Raw genomic sequence first — 20275 nt, forward strand, 5'->3', positions numbered from 1 at the left:
CTTCCCGCCTCGTGGGCAGGCTGGGGCGAGCCGGCGCTCCTGGTCGAGGCCGGCGCTGGTGTGGTGGGAACTGGTGTGCTGGGGTCCGGGACTACTTGATGCCGGTGGTGGCGATGCCCTTGACCAGGTACTTCTGGCCGAAGAGGAAGACCAGGAACACCGGGATGAGCGAGACGATGGACATCGCGAAGAGCGATCCCCACGAGCTGGCGCCGGTGGAGTCGACGAACGTCCGCAGCGCGACCGGGACGGTGTACTTGTCCGGGTTGGTCAGGAAGATCAGCTGGGAGAAGAAGTCGTTCCAGGTCCAGATGAAGGTGAAGATCGCGGTCGTGGCCAGGGCCGGCAGCGACAGCGGGATCATGATCTGGAAGAAGATCCGCAGGTGGCCCGCGCCGTCCAGGCGCGCCGCCTCGTCCAGCTCCTTGGGGATGCCCCGGAAGAACTGGACCATGAGGAAGATGAAGAACGAGTCGGTCGCCAGGAACTTCGGCACGACCAGCGGCAGGAACGTGTTGATCCAGCCGAGCTCGGAGAAGAGCACGTACTGCGGGACGATGACCACGTGGATCGGCAGCATGATCGTGATGAGCATGATCGCGAACCACAGCGGCTTGAGCCGGAAGTTCAGCCGGGCGAACGCGTAGGCCGCGAGCGCGCAGGAGATCAAGTTCCCGAGCACCGAGCCGAGCACGATGATCGCCGAGTTCAGCAGGTAGTGGCTGAACGGGTGCAGCAGCGCGTCCCAGCCGACCGTGTAGTTGCTGAAGTCGAACTGGTTGGGGATCAGGCCCGGCTCGCGGAAGATCGCGTCGTTCGGCTTGATCGACGACGACAGCATCCACAGCAGCGGGTAGAGCATCACCACGCCGAGGGCGATGAGCACCAGGTGCTTGAGCAGTGACCTGGCTCGCGAGTGCCCGCGCGACTCCACCCCGACGTGGTCCGGCTTGGGCGTGTCGAGGGCGGTGTCGGGCCGCTCCTGGAGATCAGTCATTGTAGAAGACCCAGTACTTGGAGAGGAGGAAGTTGAGGGCCGTCAGCACGGCGGTCAGGATCAGCAGCAGCCAGGCCATGGCCGACGCGTAGCCCATGTTCAGCGAGGCGAAGCCCTGCTGGTACAGGTACAGCGTGAAGAACAACGTGGAGTCCGCCGGCCCACCGCTGCCGCCGGAGACCACGAACGCCTGCGTGAAGGTCTGCATCGCCCCGATGAGCTGCAGCACGAGGTTGAAGAAGATGATCGGCGTCAGCATCGGGATCGTGATCGACCAGAACTGGCGCAGGCGGGTGGCCCCGTCGATCGAGGCCGCCTCGTAGTACATCTCCGGGATCTGGCGCAGTCCGGCCAGGAAGATGATCATCGGCGCCCCGAAGGTCCACACGTTCAGCACGATCAGCGTCGACAGGGCGTAGTCGGGGTGGGAGACCCACCCCTGACCCTCGATGCCGAAGATGCTCAGCACCTGGTTGATCAGGCCCGTGGTCCCGAAGATCTGCCGCCACAGGATCGCGATGGCCACCGAGCCGCCCAGCAGGGACGGCAGGTAGAACGCCGACCGGTACAGCGCCAGCCCGCGCATCCCGCGGTCCAGCAGCAGCGCCAGGCCCAGCGCCGCGGCCAGCTGCAGCGGGACCGAGACGAACACGTAGATCGCCGTGACCTGCAGCGACTTGATCAGCCGCGGGTCGGAGAACATCTGGGTGTAGTTCTCCACACCGATGAACTGCGGGTCGGTCAGCAGGTCGTAGTCGGTGAAGGACAGGTACAGCGACGCCAGCAGCGGACCGGCCGTGATGAGGATCAGGCCGATGTACCACGGCCCCAGGAAGAACAACGACCAACGACCGTCGGCCTTCTCCGTGGGACTGTTCGCGCCTCCCTTCTGCTTGCGGAGGGTGCTCAGCTCAGACAGAGCGGACATGGACCCACTCTTCCTGGATCGGGGACCTCGCGGTCACGGTGCGGGCGCCGTCCGCGCGGGGCGCGCGGTGGCGGGGGGCGTCGGCGCACGGGTCACCGACGCCACACGGACCTGCCTGGGGAAAGAGAGTCATGCTCCCTCTTCGGTGGATCGTCGTTGATGGACCGAGAGCTGCTACCTCGTCGTGGCCCGTCTCGCGACCACTGGAAAGCGCTTCCACTATGCGCCGTGCCACACCTCCGCGTCAACCACCGACGGGCCGCGGACCACCCGGGGCACCAGCGCCCCGTCCGCGATCCCGCTCCCTGCTTGACATGCCGTCGCCCCGAGTAAACGCTTTCCACCATGCCGAGTCCCACCGCCGCGACCGCTGCCGGCCCTGCGCCCGACCCCGCGCCCGCACCTCTCCCCCGTGTCGCCGTCGTCGGTGTCCTGGGCTTCGGGCTGACCCACCTGCGCGCGTTCCGGGAGCTGGCCGACGAAGGTCGCTGCACCGTGAGCGACGTGGTGGACATGCGGCCGCTGGCCGGTGAGGCCGCCGAGCTCGCCGGGGACGCGGCCTACCACCGTGACCTCGCCGACCTGCTCGAGGCCGGTCCGGGCCCCCGGCCCGACGTCGTCGTCATCGCCACCCCGATCTCCACCCACGCGCCGCTCGCGGCCGCCGCGATGCGGGCCGGCTGCCACGTCCTGCTGGAGAAGCCGCCCACCGCGTCGCTGGCCGAGTTCACCGAGCTGCTCGCGGTCGCGCGGGAGACCGGACGAGCGTGCCAGGTCGGGTTCCAGTCCAACGGCTCCGACGCCTACGCCGTCGTGGCCGGCGCCGTCGCGTCCGGCGAGATCGGCGAGGTCACGGGTATCGGCGTGGTCGGCACCTGGCTGCGGCCCGTGTCGTACTTCGAGCGCGCGCGCTGGGCCGGACGCCGCCGCCTGGACGGGGTCGACGTCGTGGACGGCGTCGTCACCAACCCCCTCGCGCACGCCGTCGCCGCCGCCCTGCGGGTGGGCGGCGCGAACCGCGTGGAGGACGTCGCCGTCGTGGAGACCGAGCTCTACCACGCGCACGACATCGAGGCCGACGACACCTCGTCCGTCCGGGTCCTCACGACGCACGGCGCCCAGGGCCTGCCCATCGCCCTGGGCCTGACGGTGTGCGCCGCCGAGCAGACCGAGCCCCGCGTCCTGGTGCACGGCACCGCCGGTCGGGTCACCTTCCGGTACAAGACCGACGTCGTCGAGGTCGACGGGACCGCCGGCGCCCGCACCGTCAGGTGCACCAGCGCCTCGCTCCAGGCGAACCTCCTGGACCACCTGGGCGACCCCACCGTCGCCCTGCTGAGCCCCCTGGAGGAGTCCGGCGGGTTCATGCGCGTGCTCGAGGCGATCCGCACGGCGCCCGACCCCACACCGATCCCCGCCGACCTCGTCGAGTGGCGCGGCGAGGGCCCGGACCGTCATCCGGTCGTCCGCGACGTCGAGGAGTGGTGCACGCGGGTGGCCACCGAGCTGCGCTCCTTCGCCGCGCTCGGGGCGCCGTGGTCGCCCGCGCGCACGACGCCGGCGACCTGACCGCCGGCGGCGTCGAGGCGGCTCGCTCCCTCCACGGGGCCGCACGTCGCCTCTGGACGGTCGCCGCGACCGTCCCCGACGCACGCGAGGCCCGCACCGAGCGGTGCGGGCCCCGGATGCGCCGGGCTCCGGTCGGGCCGGCTGGGCAATCCCCCCGGTCAGCGCTTGGCGAGCTCCACGCCCAGCTCCAGGGCGTCGATGTCGACGGGCTGCCCGGTGCGCAGTGACTCGTTGCCCGCGATGCCGACGGCGACCGCACGGACGCCGTCGACGTAGCCGGCCGGACGACCCAACGGGTCCTCCCCGTCCCGGCCGCGGAAGACGTCCGTCAGCAGGATGGCGTCGCCGCCGCCGTGCGACCCCTCACCCATGGGGATGTCGACCTCCTCGGCGCGCTGCCAGTGCCGCTGCACGACCAGCCGCTCGCCCTGCGGGCGCAGCAGGTCCGCGTTCTCGGCCCCGGCGAAGCTCGGGTCCAGCACGGCCTGGCCCGTGGTCTCGTCGAACTCCACCGAGCCTCGCTCCACCACCTCGAGCTCGGCGCGCCCCTCGGTGCCGTTGACCGTCACGCGGTAGCCCTCCCACGGGGCGTGCGCGTTAAGGGAGTACGTCATCGTCGCGCCGCCGCGGTAGTCCACCAGCACGGACATGTTGTCCTCGATGGTGATGCCGGGCGCGAAGACGTCCTGGTCGCGGTGGTAGCCGTCGTGCTGCTCGGCATCGAGGTAGAGCCGCTTGAGGCGCTCGTCCTTGCGCATGTCCAGCGACCAGCGGTCGCCCGGCCGGGACTCGGCGCCGCGGGCGGGACGCGGCCCGGCCTGCGCGACGCCCGCACCCTGGTCGCCGTAGAAGGCCAGCCGCCCGCGGGCGTAGACCCGGGCCGGCGCGTCGTCCAGCCACCAGTTGACGAGGTCGAAGTGGTGCGAGGACTTGTGCACGAGCAGCCCGCCCGAGCGGGACTTGTCCCGGTGCCAGCGGCGGAAGTAGTCCGCGCCGTGCACGGTGTCCAGCGCCCACTCGAAGTGCACCGAGGTGACCGTCCCGATCTGCCCCGAGGCGATGACCTGCTTCAGCGAGGAGTTCCGCGGGGAGTACCGGTAGTTGAAGGTCATGACGATGTCGCGGCCCGTGGAGCCCACGGCGGCGTTGATCGCGCGGCAGCCCTCGACGTCGATGGTCAGCGGCTTCTCGACGACGACGTCCGCGCCCGCACCCAGGGCACGCGTCACCAGGTCGGCGTGCGTGTGGTCCGGGGCGGTGACGACCACGACGTCGACGCCGAGGTCGCGGATCATCTCCTCGAGCTGCGCCGGCTCGTAGCGCGGGACGGCCGTGCCGCCCGCCGCGCTCACGAGCTCGTCGTAGTACGCGGTCCGGCCGGGGTTCGGCTCGCACCAGGCCACCAGCTCGGCGACGTCGGCGTGGGTGGTGGTCATGGCGTCGATGTACATCTGGGCGCGGTGGCCCGTACCAGCGACCGCGTAGCGCCGACGGGCGCTGCTCGGGGGCGTCATGGGCAAGCTCCTTCGTTGGAGGTGAAAACGCTTACCGAGAGGATGCCACGCCTGGCGAGGCCGTGGCTGCCCGGCGCTCACATCGCGGAACCCTCCGCTGCGGCGCGATGGATAGCGCCCCGAGTCCAACGACCGGTCCGCCTCGGGACAGTACGGCCCTTCCGCGGATAGCGCTTTCTGCTAGCGTCGTCACCACGGACGGCGCAGGCGGCGTCCGGCCCGGTCGACGACGACGGAGTGGTGACCCATGCCCAGCGTAGCCGCGGCACGATGACGGGCACCGCCACCGGCAGACGCCGGTCCACCACGAAGGCGGCGCGAGCCCGCGCGACCCTCAGCGACGTCGCCCGCGAGGCCGGTGTCTCGCTGGCCACGGCGTCCCGCGCACTGAACGGCACCTCCGGCCGCGCCGTCGGCGACGGGCTGCGCGAGCGCGTGCAGGCGGCCGCCGACCGGCTCGACTACTCCCCCGACGCCAACGCCCAGGCGATGGCCCGCGGCCGGACAGCCTCCATCGGGCTCGTCGTCCACGACATCGCCGACCCGTACTTCTCCTCGATCGCCGCCGGGGTCACCGCCGCCGCCGACGCGGGCGGCTACGCGGTGACGCTGGCCAACACCCAGCACGACCACGTCCGCGAGCTGCACTTCGTGCAGACGCTGCAGAGCCAGCGCGCACGGGCGATCATCCTGGCCGGCGGCCGGCAGGACGACGACGAGGCGAACGACCGGCTGCGCGCCGCGCTGCGCGGCTACCGCGAGCAGGGCGGGACGGTCGCCGTGATCGGGCAGGCGATCCTGGGCGTGAGCACGGTCCGGGTCGACAACGTGGGCGGCAGCGCGGCCCTGGCGACCGCGCTGCACGGGCTCGGCTACCGCCGGTTCGGGGTGATGGCCGGTCCGCAGCGGCACCTGACCGCCCGCGAGCGCACCACCGGGTTCGTCGACGCGCTGGCCCGCCTGGGTGTGGACGTCCCGCCCGCCGCCGTGGTCCACAGCGAGTTCACGCGCACCGGCGGCAACACCGCCCTGGCCGAGCTGCTGCTCCGCGCCCCGGACGTCGAGCTGGTCTTCGCGGTCAACGACGTCATGGCCGTGGGCGCCATGTCCGCCGCGCGCGACGCCGGCATCGTCGTCCCCGGAGGGCTGGCGTTCGCCGGGTTCGACGACATCGCGACCCTGCACGACGTGAACCCCGCGCTCACCACGGTGCACCTGCCGCTGGAGGAGATGGGACGCCTGGCCACGCCACTGGCACTGGACGCCGCCGCGGAGCCGCGCGAGGTCGTGGTGACCGGTGAGGTCCGGCTGCGGGACTCCACCCCGGCCCGGTCCGCCTAGCGCACCGCTTCTCGCGCCCTCGGTGCGCGCCCGGGCGGCGGGCCCGGGCGGGCGCGGGCCGTCGCAGGCCGTCCCGGGCCCGACGTGACACCCTCCCCGGTGTGCCAGCGCTCTCCGCACTCGCCCTCTCACCGCTCGACGTCGTGCTCCTCGCCGTGGCGGCCTGCCTCGTGGGGCTCAGCAAGACCGCCCTGCCCGGTGCGGGCACGCTCGCCGTCGCGGTGTTCGCCGCGGTCCTGCCGGCGCGCGAGTCGACCGGCACCCTGCTGGTCCTGCTCATCGTCGGGGACCTGTTCGCGGTGCGGATGTACCACGCGCACGCGGACTTCCCGACCCTGCGCCGGATGGTCCCGACGGTGCTCGTCGGCGTCGGCGTCGGCGCGGTGTTCCTCGCGCTGGCGGGTGACACCACGGTGCGGCGGGTCATCGCGGTGATCCTGCTGGCGCTCGTGGGTGTCACCCTCGCGCGCCGTCGGGCCGCCGCCCGCAGGTCAGCCCCGCCCGCTGCGCCCGGCGGCGTGCCCGCCCCCGCCCCGGCGGAGGGCTCCCGGCGGCTGGGGACGGGCGTGTACGGCACGCTCGCGGGGTTCACCACGATGGTCGCCAACGCCGGCGGACCGGTGATGTCCCTGTACCTGCTGGCCGCACGCTTCCCCGTGCAGCAGTTCCTGGGTACCGCGGCGTGGTTCTTCCTGGCCGTGAACCTGGCCAAGACGCCGTTCTCCGTGGCGCTGGGGCTGATCAGCCTGGCGTCGCTGACGCTCGACCTGATGCTCGCGCCGGCCGTCGTCGTCGGCGCCCTGGTGGGCCGCCGGGTCGCCCGGCGCATCGACCAGGCCGTCTTCGAGCGGCTCGTGCTGACCCTGACGGTCGTGTCGGCCGGCTACCTGCTGGTGCAGTAGCGCCGTCCGCCCCGGGCACGGCCACGCGCCTCACCGCTGGGTCCGGAGGTTGCGCTCGGCCCACAGCGCCGCCGACGTCCGGTCCGTCACCCCGATGCGCTGGAAGATGCTACCCACGTGCGCCTTCACCGTGCTGTCGCTGATGTGCAGCGCGCGGGCGATCTGCTTGTTGGCCATGCCGCGGGTGATCAGCTCGAGCACCTCGCGCTCGCGGTCGGTCAGGTCCTCCCCGCGCGCCACCGGCCGGGCCTGCAGCATGGCGCGCGCGGCCCGCGGGTCCAGCGGTGACTCCCCGCGGACCACGGCCCGCACGCCGCGCAGCAGCTCCTCCGGGTCGGAGTCCTTGAGCAGGTAGCCCACGGCCCCGGCGTCGAGCGTGCGGCGCACGCGGTCGCCCTCGGAGAACGACGTGAGCACCAGGATCTGCACGTCCAGGCCGAGCGCCGTGATCCGGCGGGTCGCCTCGACGCCGTCCATCCCCGGCATGGACAGGTCCATGAGCACGATGTCCGGCGTCAGCTCGGCGACCAGCGCCAGCGCCTCCGCCCCGTCCGAGGCGGCCCCCACCACCTGCAGGTCGTCGGTGGAGTCCAGCAGGGACTGCAACCCTGCCCGGACCAGCCGGTGGTCGTCGACGAGCACCACGCGGATCACGGGACCTCCACCTCCAGCCGCACCGTCGTGCCGGCGCCGGGCGTGGAGGCGATCTGCAGCAGGGCGCCCGCCTCCTCCGCGAGGTCGCACAGCACCTTCATCCCCACGTGCCCGTCGCCGCGCCGCAGGGCCTCGTCGACGTCGAGGCCGGCGCCGTCGTCGGCCACCTCGAGCCGCACCAGGCCCGGCACGACCGTGAGCGTGAGGCGCGCGCTGCGCGCCCCCGAGTGCTGCGCGACGTTGCGGAGCGCCTCCTGCGCGACCCGGAAGACCAGCGCCTCCACGGCGCGGGGCAGCTCCACGGCCGACGGCGCGACGGCGTCGGCGTCGAGGCCCTGGGCACGCAGCGGCGCGACGAGGTCCGCGAGCGCGGCCGGCAGCCCTGCGACCGAGACGCTGGGCGGGTAGATCTCGACGAGGGTCGCCCGCAGCCCCCGGATGCTCTGCCGGATGCCCCGGGCGGCCTCCCGCAGCTCGTCGGCGACCTTGGGCTGGCCGCCGCGCTCCACCTGGTCGACGGCGCCCGCGATGACGAAGGACGCGCCGGCCAGGCCCTGCACCACGCTGTCGTGGACGTTGCCGGCGATCCGCCGCCGCTCGGCCGTCGAGGCGTCGATGGCCCGGCGCAGCAGCCGCTCGCTGGCCCGCTGCGACACCCGCAGCCGCTTGACCAGCGTCCACACCAGCGGCAGCTGGCACAGCTGCAGCAGCACCACCGCACCCACCGTCACCGGCGCGAACTCCCACAGCACCTCCCCGCGGCGCTCGGTGACCCGCGAGTAGCTCGAGTAGGTCTCGAAGAGCAGGTTCTCCCCGCTCGGGAGGGTCACGTGCCGGTAGACCTCCAGCAGCCCGTCGCGCGGGGCCAGCTCACGCTCGTAGGCGTTCTCCGGCCCGGACAGGTCGCTGAGCTCGGCAGCCGGCGGGCCACCCGCGAGCGTGTCGGCCTCGTCCTCGTCGAGACCGAAGACCTGGCCGATCAGCCGCGGCTCGTCGGAGTAGACGATGCGCCCGTCCGCGGTCCAGAGCTTGATCCGCACGAGGTCCCCGCTCATCAGCCCGGAGGTCTCGACCATCTCGTCCATCGCGTCGATCGCCGCGGGGTCGCCGGTGAGCAGGCCGTCCTGGAGCGCCGGCTCCACGACGGTGCGCGCGAGGATCCCCGCGGCCACCCGGGCGTCGCGCAGCGCCTCCTTCTCCGCCGCACTGCGGATCACCACGGCGCCGAGCACCAGGATGCTCACCAGCGCGATCGCGCTGGCCAGGCAGAACATCGCGATGCCGCGCCGCAGCGTGGGTGCCGGCCGGCGCTCGAGCCGGCCGCGCCCGTCCGCGAGGGTGCGCCACGGCACGGGTGCCGTGGCCGCAGCCGGTTGGGTGTGGTCGCTCTGGACCGTCATCGTCCTCACCATCGAGTCGTCGTCGTCGGGCATCCAAGCATCGACCTCCGCGTGCCGGGGCGAAACCGTCGCGGGGCGTCCGGTTCCACCCGGTCGGTGGACCGCCGGGTCGTCGCCGGCGCCGCACCCGCGGAGAGGGCCCGCCGCGGATCGCGACGGGCCCTCCCGTGTGCTGCGGCCGTGCCGCCGTCCTGCGGGTGGTGCTACGGGGTGACGCTGATCGTGCCGACGTACCCGTAGTCGGACCAGACGTAGAACTTGCCGCCGGTCGGCTGGGCGTTGGTGCCCGGGACCGTCCACTCCCCGTTCTGGACGATCGCCATGGCCACCTCCGGGCCGGTGTGGGAGCCGGTGCGGAAGCTCAGGCGAGCGTTCTCCTGCGTCCCGGTGCCGACCAGGTCGTCACCGGCACGCCAGCGGGTGCGGGTGGCCGCCACGCCGTCCCTCTGCTCCTTGATGTCCACGAGGTCGGTCCGCGTGATCGTCTTGGTGCTGTCGATCGGGTCGGTGTGCGTCGTGGTCAGGCGGAACTGGTAGGCACCGTCGTCGCTCGCCGACGAGGTCTTGACCGGGAACCGGAAGGTCGACTTGGTGGGGTCGGTCGTCGGCTCGATGGTGACGATCGGGTCGCGGTAGGTGCTGCCGGTGACGGCCGGCCGGACCTGTGCCCACGAGTAGCTCAGGGCACGGACCGAGGCGGCGCCGTCGAGGGTGACCACGCGGCCGCGGAGGACCGTCTGGTCGGGACCGGCGTTGGCGACCGCGGGGGCCTCCGGCTTGACGGCGGCGCTGAGCGCGGACTCGTTGCTCCACTGGGTGCCGTACTGAGCGGCCACCGAGAACTTGTACTCCGTGCCGTTGGTGAGACCCGTCATGCGGCGGACGACCTCGGTGACGACCTTGCCGGCCGCGTCGGGCGATGCGGGCTGCGCCACGTTCATGGCGGTCCCGACCCGAACCCCGCTCGCGGCGTCGGTGCTCGTGCCGGTGTAGGCCTGGACCCGGTAGAAGGTGACAGTCGGGTCGTCGAGCCGCTTGATCTTGACGTCCACCGCGCCGTTGACGTACGCCGGCACGACGCCGGCGATCTCGGGGACGGGGTTCGAGGACTCGACGATGTCGTAGAACTGCTTGCCCTCGGGGCCCACGATGTTGCCGCTGTCGACGACGATCCACCGCACGGTGGTGTCCTGGCGGATCTGGATGGACCCGTCCACACCGGAGACGAAGGTCTTGCTCTTCAGCGTGGGCGTCGAGCCGTCCGTGGTGTAGTGCACCTCTGCGCCGAGGACGCCGGCCGCCGGGTCGAGGTGGACGCCGAAGTCGCCGGCCATCCCGGTCACCAGCGGCGCGTACTTGCCCTCCGCGTTGGGCTTGCGCAGCGTGGAGGCGGTGGCCGTCGGGACGACGTGCTCGGCGGCGCGCACGCGGGAGACGACCGAGGGCGTGCCCTCACCCGCCGCGCTCTTGGCGGTGATCTCGACCGAGTAGATCTCGTCGGCGGTCAGGCCCGAGATCGTGGTCGTCCGGGCGTCCTTGTTGTCCAGGCGCTTGCCGACCTCGTCGACGCCGTCCGGCGTCACGGCCCGCACGTTGTAGCCGGTGACGGCCGGGGAGCCGGGGACGGGGGTGGCGGCGTCCCAGTTGACGGTGATGCTGCCGGCGCCCGCGCCCTTCGCGCTGTAGGTGCTGGGGCCGTTCGTGCGGACCTGCGTCGGACCAGCCGGGCAGCCGCCCATGCCGGGCCCGCCGAACTCGTAGAACTCGTTCAGCGTGAGGCCGTACTGGGCCTCCTGGTTCGGGTCCTGGTGGTTGGCCAGCCAGCCGAGCGCGGTGATGGAGCCGGCGTTGGCGAGCTCGAGGTCCGCCTCGTTCTGGAACGTGTAGATGGCGGAGAAGGTGCCACCGGTCGCGTCGGTGCCCGTGACGGTGCCGTCGACCTCGAATCCGCCCGGGGGCTCCGGGTCGAGCGGGTCGGGCGCGTGCCCGGGCCAGCCGATGGCCCGCTCGCCGATGGCGCTCCCGTTGCGCATCTCCGGGTTGACGATCTCGATCCCGAACTTGCCCGGGTCGGCGTTGAGGTCGGTGCCAGGCATGTCCACACCCGGGCCGTAGCGGCCGTTGATGGTCAGCTTGTGATTCGTGTGGTCCAGGACGACGCCGGTGGCCTCGACGTCGACGACCTTCGACTCGTCCCAGCTGCCGTCGGAGAAGTCGACGCGGATCGTGTCGCCGGCTGTGATGTCGGGGGTGACCTGCGGCGCGCCGGTGCCGACGCCCCAGCAGACACCGCCGGGGTGGTTGGCCTCGAGGAAGCCGTCGGCCCCGACCGTGCCGGTCGTCTGGCCGACTACCTGACCGCCGCGGATGACCTTCATGGTGGCCGTCTTGCCGGCCTGCTCGGCGTAGCCCTCGATGGCGACCATGTCGCGCATCGGGAAGACCTCGATGTTCCCCGGCCCGGAGGGCGGGTTGCTGTTGATGGCCTGAGCCGGCATGCCGACCAGGCCCGCGCCGGTCAGGCCGAGGGCGAGGCCCCCGACCACGAGGCTGCGCGTGCGGTTGGTCCTGCGACCGGTGATCGCCCGGTCCTCGCTGCCTACGGCGTGTGCCGTGCTCCGGCGTCCACCCTTGCGGTCGTTGCTCATCGTTCTCCTTGAGGCGCTGTCGCTGACTGGTCCGTGGCGAGCCCGAGCAGGCGTCGTCTGATGGGTGCAACTCTCGCGGGAGGGCGTCAACGAGCCGTCAAAGTCGCACTTTCACGGCGCCCGGCGTCGAGGCGACGCCGGCGCAGACGCGGCAAGGGCCCGCCGCGTGGATCGCGACGGGCCCTTGCCGGTGGTGCGGGGTGCTGCCTCCTGCGGGTAGTGCTACGGGGTCACGCTGAGCTCACCGACGTAGCCGTAGTCGGACCAGACGTAGAACTTGCCGCCGGTCGGCTGGGCGTTGGTGCCCGGGACCGTCCAGGCACCGTTCGCCACGACTGCCGTGGCCACGACCGGGCCGGTGTGCGAGCCGCTGTGGAAGCTCAGGCGAGCGCCCTCCTGCGTCCCCGTGCCGACCAGGTTGTCACCCGCACGCCACCGGGTGCGGCTGGCGGCAAAGCCGTCCTTCTGCTCCTTGATGATGACGTTGTCACCGCGGGTGAAGGTCGTGCCGTCAGCGTTCTGATGCGTCGTCACCAGGCGGAACTCGTAAGTGCCGTCATCGCTCGCGGCCGAGGTCTTCGTCGGGAACCGGAAGGTCGGGCTCGCGGTGGTGGGACCGTTGATCGTGATGATCGGGTCGCGGTAGGTGGCCGGTGCGACCGGAGCCGGCCGGACCTGGGTCCACTGGTAGGACACGGCCTTCGTCGATGCCGTGCCGTTCAGCGTCACGGTCCGACCACGGAGCGACGACGCGTCCGGCCCGGCGTTGGCAGCCGCTGCCGCCTCGGGGGCGACAGCCTCGCTCAGAGCCGACTCGTTGCTGAAGACCGTGCCGTAGCGGGCCGCCACCGAGAACTTGTAGCTCGTGCCGTTGGTCAGGTAACCCATGCGACGGGTGACCTCGGTGAGGGTGGCATCGGTCGGCTGGGCGACCATGACCGGGTCACCGACGCGCACACCGGTCGCGACATCGGCGCTGGCGCCGGTGTACGCCTGGACCCGGTAGCCGTTGACCGGGTTCTCACCGTCGGCCGGCAGCTTGTTCCAGGTGACGTCCACCGCACCGCTGACCGGGGTGGCGGCGACCTTCGAGATGACCGGTGCCGGGTTCGTGCTCTCGACGATGTCGTAGAACTTCTCGCCCTGCGGGCCGACGACGTTCCCGCTGTCGACGACGATCCAGCGCAGGGTCGTGTCCTGACGGATCTGCAGCGAGGGGTCACCGGGGGTGAAGGTCCGGGACTGCAGGGTCGGGGTGGAGCCGTCGAGCGTGTAGTGCACCTCGGCCCCGAGCACGCCGGCCGCCGGGTCGAGGTGGACGCCGAAGTCGCCGTTGGCGCCCGTCACGAGCGGTGCGTACTTGCCGTCGGCGTTGGGCCGGCGCAGCGTGGTGGCCGTCGCGGTCGGGACGACGTGCGCAGCGGCCCTGACCTGCGAGATCACCGACGGCGTTCCCTCGCCTGCGGCGCTCTTCGCCGCGATCTCGATGCTGTAGATGTCGCCGGCGACGAGGCCCGTCAGGGTGGTGGTCTCCTTGGCGGCCGCCGTGTTGGGCAGGCGCTTGCCGACCTCGTCCTCCTGGTTCCGTGCGACGGCGCGCACGGTGTAGCCCTCGACCGCAGGGGTCCCGGGCAGGACCTTGGCGTCGTCCCAGTTGACCGTGATGCTGCCGGCACCCGCGCCGAGGGCGCTGTAGGTGCCGGGGCCGTTGGTGCGGACCTGCGTCGGACCGGCCGGGCAGCCGCCCATGCCGGGCCCGCCGAACTCGTAGAACTCGTTCAGCGTGAGGCCGTACTGGGCCTCCTGGTTCGGGTCCTCGTGGTTGGCCAGCCAGCCGAGCGCCGTGATGGAGCCGGCGTTGGCCAGCTCGAGGTCGGCCGAGTTCTGGAAGGTGTACTTGACGGCGAAGGTACCGCCGGCGGCGTCGGTGCCGGTGACGCTGCCCACGACCTGGTAGCCGGGCTCGGGCCCCGGGTCGAGCGGGTCGACGACGTGGCCGGGCCAGCCGATGGCCCGCTCGCCGATCGCGCTGCCGTTGCGCATCTCCGGGTTGACGATCTCGATGCCGATCTTGCCGGGGTCGCCGACCAGGTCCGTCGGGTTCGGCATGTCGACGCCCGGGCCGTAGCGGCCGTTGATGGTCAGCGTGTGGGCCGCCTCGTCGAGGACGACACCGGTGGCCTCGATGTCGACGACCTTGGAGCCGTCCCACTGGCCGTTGGAGAAGTCGACCTTGATCTCGTCGCCCTGCTGGAGGTCGGGGGTGACCTGCGGTGCACCGGTGCCCACGCCCCAGCAGACGCCACCGGGGTGGTTGGCCTCGAGGAAGCCGTCGGCGCCGACCGTCCCGGTCGTCTTGCCGATGACCTGCCCGCCGCGGGTCGCCGTGATGGTCGCCTGCATGCCGGCCTGCTCGGTGTAGCCCTCGATCGCGACCATGTCCCGCATCGGGAAGATCTCGATGTTCCCGGGCCCGGTGGGCGGGTTGCTGTTGATGGCCTGGGCCGGCATGCCGGTCAGGGCCGCGGACGTCAGGCCGAGGGCGAGGCCCCCGACCAGGGCGGTCCGGGACCGCGGCGTGGTCCACAGACGGCGGGTCGGCGACCCACCGGTCGTGCTGGGGACGGCGGCCACGGATCGCGGCTCGTCCCGGTGCTGCATGGCGCTCATGACTTCCCCTGACTGTTCCGGTGTGGTGGTTGCTGGGCGGCCCCGCCACCGAGGGGGTGGTGGCGACGCTGACGTGCAGGTGCGCTGCTGGGTGTGCTGATGTGCGGGTGACTGCTCGACCGCGTCGTCACGGGGTCCTGCGTCTGGTCGAGACTGTGGGCGACGGGCGTCAACGTGCCGTGAAGAGGTCGGAGGAGACTGCTGTGACAGGGTCGTGCGGCCGTCGGCCGCGGCAGCGGCCGCTCGCCGACGACGGGAGATGTCACGCAGGACGACACGGGGCGAAAACCAGCGGAAACATGCGTGCGCGAGGCTCGCTGCATGGTGACTCTCGTCCGCCCGCGCACCGCCGCGCTGATGCTGTCCCTGGACGCCGACGGCGACCCCCGGGACTCGGATTTGACGCTCGCGACCCGCGACGGCGAGGTCGTCTGGCGCGGTCAGGTGGGACAGGAGGCGTGGCGTGCCGGGCTGCGGCTGAGGACCCGTTGCCAGAGCACGTGGCACGACGCGCACTGGCTGCTGACGCGCATGCTGCTCGAGACCGAGCTGGCCGCGCACGGGCTGGGCCGGGACGGGCCGCCCGACCTGGACGTCCGGATCACCGGGGCGCCGGACGGCGTCATGGTCACCACGACGTGCCGCGTCATCCCGGTCGCGCGCTACCCGCTGCTGGTCGACACGACGCTCGACGCCGTCTCGTGGAGCGCCGGGCGGCAGCTCGCGGCCCTGTCCGCACCTGCGACGAGGCCCGCCGCGCGCGCTCTTCGTGCCGCGCCCCAGGGGGCGGGGACCGCCTGAGGCGCCCTCTCGCGGACGCCCGTCGGGCGTCACACGCTCGGGCACACGGACGCTGGTGACCCTGGTCGTGCCGGCACTCGAGGACGAGGCCGGCGCCGGACGGCCGGGCTCACCGGACGCCGGCCCGCACAGCACGAGAGGACCTCTCATGACAGACGTCATGTCGCCCACCGAGGCGGAGACGGACCGCGCGCTCAAGGCGCGGCACCGCACCATGTGGGCGCTGGGCGACTACCCCACCCTGGCCGTGGACCTCATCTCCCCGCTGGGACCGGCACTGGTCGCCGCGAGCGGCGTGGGACCGGGCGATCGGGTGCTCGACGTGGGCGCCGGTTCGGGCAACGCGGCCATCCCGGCCGCGCTCGCCGGGGCCCGGGTGACCGCCACCGACCTCACCCCGGAGCTGCTCGACGCCGGCCGGGCCGCTGCGCGGGCCGCCGGCGCCGAGCTGGAGTGGGAGGTGGCCGACGCGGAGGCGCTGCCGTACCCCGACGGGCACTTCGACGCGGTGCTGTCGTGCGTGGGGGTCATGTTCGCCCCGCACCACCAGCGCGCCGCCGACGAGCTCGTCCGGGTGGTGCGTCCGGGAGGGACCGTGGCGCTCCTCGCCTGGACGCCCACCGGGTTCATCGGGCAGATGTTCGCGACGATGAAGCCGTACGCGCCGGCGCCGCCCCCCGGCGCTCAGCCGCCGCCCCTGTGGGGCGACGAGGCGCACGTCCGGACGCTGCTCGGCGAGCGGGTCACCGAGGTCACGGCGACCCGCGGCACCGTGACGTTCGACCGCTTCGGGACGCCGGAGGACTTCCGGGAGTACTTCGCCACGCACTACGGGCCCACGATCGTGGTGCGCCGGTCACTGGCCGACGACCCCGACCGGCTGGCCGCCCTCGACCGTGACCTGGTCGAGCTGGCGCGGCGCAACGACCGCGGCGACGGTTCGCTGGTGCTGGACTCGGAGTACCTGGTCGTCACGGCGCGCCGCGCCTGAGCGGGTCGCCGCGGCTGCCGCGACCGCCGCGGTGGCGACCCCGCCCGGCCGTGCCCTCTGCGCCTGCCCCCTGGGCCGGCCGGAGGGCACGGCCGGTGCCGTGCCCTCCGGCAGCAGCCCGGCGGACCGGCTCAGCGGCGCAGCGGCGCGCCGTCCGACGACGCCGTCGTCAGCGACCCGCGCTCGAGCCGTTCGAGGCGCGCGGCGAGCACCGGGTTGTCGACGGCGGCCACGCGCAGGCGGGCGGTCTCCAGCGCACCGGGCTGCCCGGCGGCCAGCCGCAGCAGGGCCGCCTCGGCCTGCAGCTCGCGCAGGTCGAGGGCCGAGGCCAGCCGGTCGAGGTCCTCGACGAGCACCGGCGCCCGCGGCGACCCGGTCGCCAGCGCGTGCGCGGCGTGCGCCGCGAGCCCGTACGCCTCGATCCACACGTAGGTGTCGGGCAGCTGCCGGCAGGCGTCGGGCGCGTCGTGCAGCAGCCGCGCCGCCGAGCCCTCGTCCCCGGCCGCAGCGGCCGCGAGCCCGAGGCCGCGGCACGACAGGCTCTCCCAGCAGGGGTCGTGGACCTCCAGCGCGAGGGCGTGGGCGTGGCCGAACAGCTCCGTGGCCTCGGCCACCCGCCCGGTCCGCAGCGCGGCCTCGGCCAGCCACGACGTCGGGTACGGCAGGAACGACAGCCACCCGGCCTGATCCGCGAGCGCCTGTGCCCGCGCGAGCAGGTCCTCCGCCTCGGCGTGCTCCGCGCGCAGCACCGCCAGCCGGCCCAGATGGGTCAGCGCCATCGCGGCCGGGCGCAGCGCACCGACCCGGTCGGCGTGCCGGACGGCGTCGTGCAGCAGCTCCGCCGCCTCGGCGTGCTGCCCCGCGTCGCTGCGCAGGGAGCCGCGGATCATGAGGATCCACGCGCGCTCGGCGTCGTCGTCCCCCACCGTGCTCTCGGCCCGGTCGAGCCACTGCTCGGCGGGCACCCGGCGGCACCGCAGGAACTCCACCCAGGCCAGCTCGCGGCACGCGGACGTGGCCAGCGCCGGCCGCCCGTCGCGCTCGGCGACGGCGACGGCCTCGCGCAGGGACGCGACGCCGGACTCGTCGGTCCCCCGCACGCCGTGCACCTGCGCGCTGCCGAGCTCGGTGAGCGCGAGCACGAGGAGGGCGGGGTCGCGCAGGGCGCGTGCCCCCGCCACGGCACGCTGCAGCGACTCGACCCCGACCTGCGGCGCGCCCGCGGACGCGGCGGTGACTCCTGCCCGCAGCTGGGCGAGGGTCCCGGCACGGGTGGCGCCCGACACCCGCTCGACGACGGGCTGCGCCGCCGCGGCGAGCTCGCGCGACGGCGGGACGCCGAGCTCGTCGAGGAAGAGCTCGGTGACCAGGTCGACGTGCGCGCGTGCGGCCGCGGTGTCGCCGGACCGCGCCAGCGCCCGGGTCAGCAGGACGTGGCCGCTCTCGTCCCACAGGCGCAGGCTCACCAGCCGGCGTGCGGACGCGGCGGCCTCCGCCGGGCGGCCGTCGGCCAGGTAGGTCCGGGCCGCCTCGCGCAGGACGCCGGCGGCGAGCCCGGCGACGCGGTGGCGCTCCCCCTCCAGCCACAGCTCGAACGCCGGGCAGCCGGGGAACGTCATGCCCTCCAGCAGCGGCGCTCCCAGGTCGACGTCGGCCACGACGTCGTGCCAGGGCGCCCCGCCGAGCAGGGCGACGTCGACCCGCACGTCCGCACCGAGGTCGGGCCGGACCGGGTCCCCGGACAGCGCGCCGGGCTGCCGCAGCGTGCGCCGGAGCTGGGCGAGGTTCCAGCGCACGGCACCGAGGCCGTCCTCGGCGTCCGGGAAGAGCTGGGACGCCAGACGCTCGCGCGGCACCGGCACGCCCTGACCGACGAGGTAGGCGAGCAGCCCCCACGCCTTGTTGCCGCGGGGCCCGTCGACCTCGACGCCGTCCGACAGCACCGTGGGCCGGCCCAGGAGCTTCACCAGGAGCATCGTGCGCCCTCCATCCCGCCAGCCAGTGTGGCCCTGCGGGGTGGGCGCCGTCACGGTCCGAGCCGGCCGGACCGGCGACCGGACGACGCCGTCCGGGCTCCCGCGGGGCCCGGACGGCGTCGTCGGTGGTGCGCGGCTCGGCGCCGGTCACCCGAGGCGGCGCGTGAACCGGGGGTCGAAGGCGGCGTCGAGCAGGGACGCCGTGGTGGCCGCGTCGCGCAGGACGACGACGCCCGGGCCGTCCGTGAGCGGGACGCCGGCGGGGGCACCGAGGGCACGGACGGCGCGCCGGGCCCGCGCGGCCAGGGACAGCAGACGGGCCCCGCCCGGGGTGTGCGAGGCGAGCTCGTCCGGGTCCTGCTCGGCGGCGGCCTCGAGCGCGTCCCGCAGCTCGTCCCGCAGCCCGGTCAGCACCTCGAGGGGCAGCCGGCTCGGTGGCTCGGCGGGCAGCTCGGTGGGCAGCCGGCCAGGGGCGAGCGCGGGCGGCGCAGCGGCGGTGCTCCGGGCGTCGAGGGTGGGACGCGGGGCGGTGGTGGTGGGTGTGGCGGTCACGAGGACTCCTCGGGTGGTGGGTGCCACCACGCTCGACGCCGGCCGTGTGAGGGATCGTGGGACGGCCTGCCGCACGCCGCCTGCAGGGTCAGAAGGCGTACCGCACGCGGCACGACGGCAGCCGCTCCGCGATCAGGTCGGTGAGCGCGGCGACGTACCGGCCCTTGTCCCCGGTGCGGTAGCGGACGTTCCAGCCGCCCGACTCCGAGCGCTTGGGCTGCTGCAGGTCCGGACGCCACAGGACCTCCTCCGCCCTGGGGTGCCAGCCGAGGTTGACCTCGTGCAGCGCCTCGTTGTGGGTCAGCATGATGACCTCGCACGCGAGCTGCGCCTTGGCCCGCGCGCCGATGCCGGCCTCGACCTTGTCGAGCAGCTCCGCCCAGTCCTCCAGCCAGCCGTCGTGGACGATGACGGGGCTGAAGTTGAGGTGCACCTCGTAGCCCGCCTCGACGAAGTCGTCGATGGCGGCGATGCGGTCGGCGATCCGCGACGTGCGCACGTCGACCAGCCGCGCGATGCGGTCCGGCATGAGGGAGAACCGCACGCGGGTGCGCCCCTGCGGGTCCCAGTCCAGCAGGTCGCGGTTGACGTGCTTCGTCGCGAACGACGCCTTGGCGGTCGGCAGACCGCGGAAGAGGTCGACGAGGTCGCGGACGTTGTCGCTGACCGTCGCGTCGACCGAGCAGTCGCTGTTCTCGCCGATGTCGTAGACCCACGACGTCGGGTCGCACTGGTTCGGCTCGGGCTTGGCGCCCTGCCGCCCGACGTGGCGGGACAGGTACCCGGTGATCCTCTCGATGTTGGCGAAGACGGTGATCGGGTTGCTGTAGCCCTTGCGCCGCGGGACGTAGCAGTACGCGCACGCCATGGCGCAGCCGTTGGCCGTCGACGGCGCGATAAAGTCGGACGAGCGCCCGTTGGGGCGGGCGGCGAGCGACTTCTTCATGCCGAGCACCAGCGCCTCGGTCTTGATCCGCACCCACCGGTCGACGTTCGTCTCGTCGCCGTGCAGCTCGGGGATGTTCCAGTGCGAGGCGACCTCGATCCGCTCCGCGTCGGGCCAGCGGTCCAGGACCTGCTGCCCGCGCGGCAGCGCCGCGGCCTCCGGCTCGAGGTAAATGCGGCGGACGTCGAGCAGCGTGGGACCGGGGCGCCGGGAGGCGGCCTCGACGGGGCGCACGGGGGCGTCGTCCGTCCCGGCGGCCGCCCGGTCGAGCCTCCTCGCGGGCGCGGGCGCGGGCGCGGGCGCAGGTGCGGGCGCCGGAGCGGCGAGCGGGGCGGCGTCGGCGACGGGCCGCAGGGCGTCCAGGTCGAACATGGGCTGGCTCATGG

The 20275-nt window shown here is 73.4% G+C and carries 15 protein-coding genes; 5 read left to right on the forward strand and 10 right to left on the reverse strand.

The genetic code is table 11. The features are described 5' to 3' along the window. Window positions 1-91 precede the first annotated feature (91 nt). Both CAE01nite_RS09845 and CAE01nite_RS09850 read right to left on the reverse strand, forming a co-directional pair. Window positions 92-997 (reverse strand): carbohydrate ABC transporter permease, encoded by a 906-nt coding sequence (locus CAE01nite_RS09845; protein WP_146903437.1) that lies wholly within the window; start codon window positions 995-997, stop codon window positions 92-94. Then, window positions 990-1925, reverse strand: a complete 936-nt coding sequence (locus tag CAE01nite_RS09850; protein ID WP_146903440.1) for a carbohydrate ABC transporter permease — start codon at window positions 1923-1925, stop codon at window positions 990-992. Before CAE01nite_RS09850 ends, CAE01nite_RS09845 begins: the two co-directional genes overlap by 8 nt. A 345-nt stretch (window positions 1926-2270) precedes the next feature. On the opposite strand from CAE01nite_RS09850, the gene CAE01nite_RS09855 reads away from it, so the two are divergent. Continuing rightward, on the forward strand, window positions 2271-3494 hold the full coding sequence (locus CAE01nite_RS09855; RefSeq protein ID WP_146903442.1) for a Gfo/Idh/MocA family protein: 1224 nt from the start codon (window positions 2271-2273) through the stop codon (window positions 3492-3494). A gap of 158 nt (window positions 3495-3652) precedes the next feature. Here the strand turns inward: CAE01nite_RS09855 and CAE01nite_RS09860 are convergent, their stop codons facing one another. Beyond that, window positions 3653-5008 carry a Gfo/Idh/MocA family protein gene (locus tag CAE01nite_RS09860; protein ID WP_146903444.1) on the reverse strand — a complete coding sequence of 452 codons (1356 nt, stop codon included), beginning with the start codon at window positions 5006-5008 and terminating at the stop codon, window positions 3653-3655. Window positions 5009-5278: 270 nt separating this feature from the next. Between CAE01nite_RS09860 and CAE01nite_RS09865 the strand changes: the two genes are divergently transcribed. Together CAE01nite_RS09865 and CAE01nite_RS09870 are read left to right on the forward strand one after the other, a co-directional pair. Beyond that, complete coding sequence (locus CAE01nite_RS09865; RefSeq protein ID WP_146903447.1) at window positions 5279-6349, forward strand: LacI family DNA-binding transcriptional regulator; 1071 nt, start codon at window positions 5279-5281, stop codon at window positions 6347-6349. 101 nt (window positions 6350-6450) lie between these two features. Then, the gene (locus CAE01nite_RS09870) at window positions 6451-7251 is read left to right on the forward strand and encodes a sulfite exporter TauE/SafE family protein (protein WP_186816500.1); all 801 of its coding nucleotides are present in this window, start codon (window positions 6451-6453) and stop codon (window positions 7249-7251) included. A 30-nt stretch (window positions 7252-7281) separates the two neighbouring features. On the opposite strand, the gene CAE01nite_RS09875 is transcribed toward CAE01nite_RS09870, so the two are convergent. From CAE01nite_RS09875 to CAE01nite_RS09890, 4 genes are all read right to left on the reverse strand, one after another. Beyond that, complete coding sequence (locus CAE01nite_RS09875; RefSeq protein ID WP_146903450.1) at window positions 7282-7905, reverse strand: response regulator; 624 nt, start codon at window positions 7903-7905, stop codon at window positions 7282-7284. Continuing rightward, window positions 7902-9305 carry a sensor histidine kinase gene (locus tag CAE01nite_RS09880; RefSeq protein ID WP_146903453.1) on the reverse strand — a complete coding sequence of 468 codons (1404 nt, stop codon included), beginning with the start codon at window positions 9303-9305 and terminating at the stop codon, window positions 7902-7904. Before CAE01nite_RS09880 ends, CAE01nite_RS09875 begins: the two co-directional genes overlap by 4 nt. Window positions 9306-9508: 203 nt before the next feature. Further along, a complete protein-coding gene (locus tag CAE01nite_RS09885; protein WP_146903455.1) occupies window positions 9509-11953 on the reverse strand; it encodes a fibronectin type III domain-containing protein in 2445 nt (814 codons plus the stop codon). A 222-nt stretch (window positions 11954-12175) separates the two neighbouring features. Then, window positions 12176-14623, reverse strand: a complete 2448-nt coding sequence (locus CAE01nite_RS09890) for a fibronectin type III domain-containing protein (protein ID WP_186816501.1) — start codon at window positions 14621-14623, stop codon at window positions 12176-12178. A gap of 321 nt (window positions 14624-14944) precedes the next feature. Between CAE01nite_RS09890 and CAE01nite_RS18115 the strand changes: the two genes are divergently transcribed. Together CAE01nite_RS18115 and CAE01nite_RS09895 are read left to right on the forward strand one after the other, a co-directional pair. Further along, on the forward strand, window positions 14945-15424 hold the full coding sequence (locus tag CAE01nite_RS18115; RefSeq protein ID WP_186816502.1) for a hypothetical protein: 480 nt from the start codon (window positions 14945-14947) through the stop codon (window positions 15422-15424). A gap of 148 nt (window positions 15425-15572) precedes the next feature. Beyond that, window positions 15573-16415 carry a class I SAM-dependent methyltransferase gene (locus CAE01nite_RS09895; RefSeq protein WP_146903461.1) on the forward strand — a complete coding sequence of 281 codons (843 nt, stop codon included), beginning with the start codon at window positions 15573-15575 and terminating at the stop codon, window positions 16413-16415. A gap of 131 nt (window positions 16416-16546) precedes the next feature. Here CAE01nite_RS09895 and CAE01nite_RS09900 read toward each other — a convergent pair whose 3' ends face one another. The 3 genes from CAE01nite_RS09900 to CAE01nite_RS09910 all read right to left on the reverse strand — a co-directional run bounded on the left by CAE01nite_RS09900 (window position 16547) and on the right by CAE01nite_RS09910 (window position 20273). Next, window positions 16547-18391 (reverse strand): AfsR/SARP family transcriptional regulator, encoded by a 1845-nt coding sequence (locus CAE01nite_RS09900; RefSeq protein ID WP_146903463.1) that lies wholly within the window; start codon window positions 18389-18391, stop codon window positions 16547-16549. 147 nt (window positions 18392-18538) lie between these two features. Beyond that, window positions 18539-18943: a hypothetical protein gene (locus CAE01nite_RS09905; protein ID WP_146903466.1), complete on the reverse strand. Its 405-nt coding sequence runs from the start codon at window positions 18941-18943 to the stop codon at window positions 18539-18541. 88 nt (window positions 18944-19031) lie between these two features. Further along, window positions 19032-20273 carry a spore photoproduct lyase family protein gene (locus CAE01nite_RS09910; RefSeq protein ID WP_246131125.1) on the reverse strand — a complete coding sequence of 414 codons (1242 nt, stop codon included), beginning with the start codon at window positions 20271-20273 and terminating at the stop codon, window positions 19032-19034. Between the last annotated feature and the right edge of the window lie 2 nt (window positions 20274-20275).

This window comes from Cellulomonas aerilata (assembly GCF_007991755.1).
GTDB lineage: Bacteria > Actinomycetota > Actinomycetes > Actinomycetales > Cellulomonadaceae > Pengzhenrongella > Pengzhenrongella aerilata.

Excerpts from the sequence above, each read along its gene's own strand:
- CAE01nite_RS09845 (WP_146903437.1), bottom strand. The coding sequence starts at position 997 with ATGACTGATCTCCAGGAGCGGCCCGACACCGCCCTCGACACGCCCAAG.
- CAE01nite_RS09850 (WP_146903440.1), bottom strand. The coding sequence starts at position 1,925 with ATGTCCGCTCTGTCTGAGCTGAGCACCCTCCGCAAGCAGAAGGGAGGC.
- CAE01nite_RS09855 (WP_146903442.1), top strand. The coding sequence starts at position 2,271 with ATGCCGAGTCCCACCGCCGCGACCGCTGCCGGCCCTGCGCCCGACCCC.
- CAE01nite_RS09860 (WP_146903444.1), bottom strand. The coding sequence starts at position 5,008 with ATGACGCCCCCGAGCAGCGCCCGTCGGCGCTACGCGGTCGCTGGTACG.
- CAE01nite_RS09865 (WP_146903447.1), top strand. The coding sequence starts at position 5,279 with ATGACGGGCACCGCCACCGGCAGACGCCGGTCCACCACGAAGGCGGCG.
- CAE01nite_RS09880 (WP_146903453.1), bottom strand. The coding sequence starts at position 9,305 with ATGACGGTCCAGAGCGACCACACCCAACCGGCTGCGGCCACGGCACCC.
- CAE01nite_RS09885 (WP_146903455.1), bottom strand. The coding sequence starts at position 11,953 with ATGAGCAACGACCGCAAGGGTGGACGCCGGAGCACGGCACACGCCGTA.
- CAE01nite_RS09890 (WP_186816501.1), bottom strand. The coding sequence starts at position 14,623 with ATGAGCGCCATGCAGCACCGGGACGAGCCGCGATCCGTGGCCGCCGTC.
- CAE01nite_RS18115 (WP_186816502.1), top strand. The coding sequence starts at position 14,945 with ATGGTGACTCTCGTCCGCCCGCGCACCGCCGCGCTGATGCTGTCCCTG.
- CAE01nite_RS09895 (WP_146903461.1), top strand. The coding sequence starts at position 15,573 with ATGACAGACGTCATGTCGCCCACCGAGGCGGAGACGGACCGCGCGCTC.
- CAE01nite_RS09900 (WP_146903463.1), bottom strand. The coding sequence starts at position 18,391 with ATGCTCCTGGTGAAGCTCCTGGGCCGGCCCACGGTGCTGTCGGACGGC.
- CAE01nite_RS09910 (WP_246131125.1), bottom strand. The coding sequence starts at position 20,273 with ATGAGCCAGCCCATGTTCGACCTGGACGCCCTGCGGCCCGTCGCCGAC.